Annotated in this window: 2 protein-coding genes; one reads left to right on the forward strand and one right to left on the reverse strand. The window is 50.6% G+C overall.

All coding sequences use genetic code 11. From position 1 onward, the window contains the following. Positions 1–387: ABC transporter substrate-binding protein (locus ACY69O_RS03145; RefSeq protein ID WP_462332017.1), on the reverse strand; the 387-nt coding region annotated here is incomplete at its 3' end. A 370-nt stretch (positions 388–757) separates the two neighbouring features. Between ACY69O_RS03145 and ACY69O_RS03150 the strand changes: the two genes are divergently transcribed. Further along, positions 758–2,158, forward strand: a complete 1,401-nt coding sequence (locus ACY69O_RS03150; protein ID WP_462332018.1) for an FAD-dependent oxidoreductase — start codon at positions 758–760, stop codon at positions 2,156–2,158. Positions 2,159–2,258 lie beyond the last annotated feature (100 nt).

A 2,258-nucleotide genomic window follows, 5' to 3' on the forward strand; every position in this document is an offset into this window, starting at 1 on the left:
CTTTGCATCCGTAGCGATGCGGACCTCAGCGAGGACACTGCCTGTGGTAGCCGGTCCAACGAGGACGCTTACTTTATCATCGGAAATCAGCTTCGTAGCAGCATTTGCAGCCTCAGAAGCCTCGGATTTGGAATCTGCTTTAACGAGCGTGATTTTCTTGCCATTGATACCGCCCGCAGCATTTACCTCGTCGATAGCGAGCTGCAGGCCCTCAAACGTAGCATTGCCGTAGTTAGCGACGTTGCCCGTAATCTCGAAGTTAGCACCAACCTTGATCTCATCGCTCTTAGCTTTGTCTCCGCCGCCGCAGCCTGCGAGGACGCCGCCGAGTAACATGGTACCAAGAAGCATCCCGGCAACGCGCCGGCCTCTTTTCCCAAATAACATATAAATCCCTCCTTAAAATATAGAAGAACCATACGCTTTGCCTTCCCCGTACAGCCTATGGTTCAACTGATGAACCTTATTATATGTTACATGTTTACAATAGTCAATGCCTTTTTGTAAATTATTTCAACTTTATTTGCATTTTTGTACTTTATAGGCGGACAATATAAGAAAAGCTGCCCGACGAGGCTGTACCCCATCGGACAGCCTTCCTGCTGTCAACCAATCTTACTGATAGTATATGACGCTCGCTCCAAAGAGTCAACCGTCCATTTAGCGGATATTTTCTTCGGCAAAACTTGAACAATATCGTATAATATGAATAGAATTTTTCCTATCTTCTATTGAAGCATTTGAAAGGAGCATGCTTATGCATTCTTCCGTTTCCTCTGATATCAAAAGCTTTGACGCGGTTTCCTATGCCGGAAAAAATATCCCGGTGCTCTTCGACGCAGATGTGTGCGTAACAGGAGGAGGCCCGTCGGGCATGGCTGCGGCTGTGCAGTCGGCAGAGCACGGCGCGCGCACAGTTCTCATAGAGCGCGGCATAGCCCTGGGCGGTCTGCAGACTTTGGGAAATGTCATTCCCTGCATGACCAGCTTTGCGCCTGACAGCGATACGCCCTTCGTAAAGACACTGAAGGAACGCCTTTCAGAGGAAGGGATTGAGTTCGACGACCGCACGGAGGGCAGCGAGGTCTCCATATGGACGAACCCTGAGATAATCAGCCGTATATATGATGACATGTGCGAAAAATCAGGTGTCGAGGTTCTCTATAACGCGGTATTTGTTGATACTGTTATGGAAGGAAAATCTATCTCCGCCGTCATCGTGCAGACAATTGCAGGCCTTCGCGCCATAAAGAGCCGCGTGTTCATAGACGGCACAGGCGACGCGGTACTGGCACGCTCCGCAGGAGTCCCCTGCGAATGCGGCTATGAAAAGACGGGAAGGAATCAGCCCATGAGCTTCCGCTTTGAAATAGGCGGCATAGATATGGAGCGTCTTTACGATTACATCACCAATGAGCTTAAAGACCCCTGGTGCAAATCGCCGCTGCCGCATTTTACCATGGCAGAGGCGCGGCACCGCGCCGTGAAATATGTGCTTGAGGATTTCATGGCAAAAGGGATAGAAACAGGCGAGCTCACAGAAGCGGACGCGGAATACATGCAGGGCTTTGCCATAGTCGGAAAGCCCGGAACCATGTCCATGAACTGCCCGGAGCTTCCTGCCGAATACAGCGCGTCAGACCCCGTCTCCTACAGCAGAGGAGTACGCGAAGGACGGCGAATGATTCACCGCATCACGCAGTATTTCATAAACCACATGCCCGGCTTTGAAAACGCGTATATCGCAAAAGAGGCCTCCATGCTGGGAGCGCGCGAGTCATGGCGAATACGCGGAAAAGTGTATCTCACCGAGGACGACTATCACAATGAATCGCGTTTCCCTGACGCGGTTGCGCGCACGGCGTGGTTCATCGACGCTCACGGAGAAAAAATATCCGAAAAACTGCCCAAGGGAGCGTACTATGAAATCCCCTTCCGCGCTATGGTTGCGGACGAAGCTGAAAATCTCATCGTCAGCGGACGGTGTATCAGCGCCAGCTTTATCCTGCAGGCATCGATGCGCATCCAGGTCACATGCATGAGCATCGGCGAGGCCGCAGGAATAGCAGCCGCATGGTCGGTGTGTAATGACATCCCCGCCAATGAAGTCGATTGGAGCAAAATTCCCGCTGATGTGAGAAGTTATGTGAGTGAATAATGCCGCACAAAAAGAAGCTGTGAAAAAGCAACAAGAATGCAAGAAATGCTTTTTCACAGCCCTTTTTTATTCTTATTCAGATTTTCCCTCTGCAAAGATA

This window comes from Schwartzia sp. (in: firmicutes) (assembly GCF_978017985.1).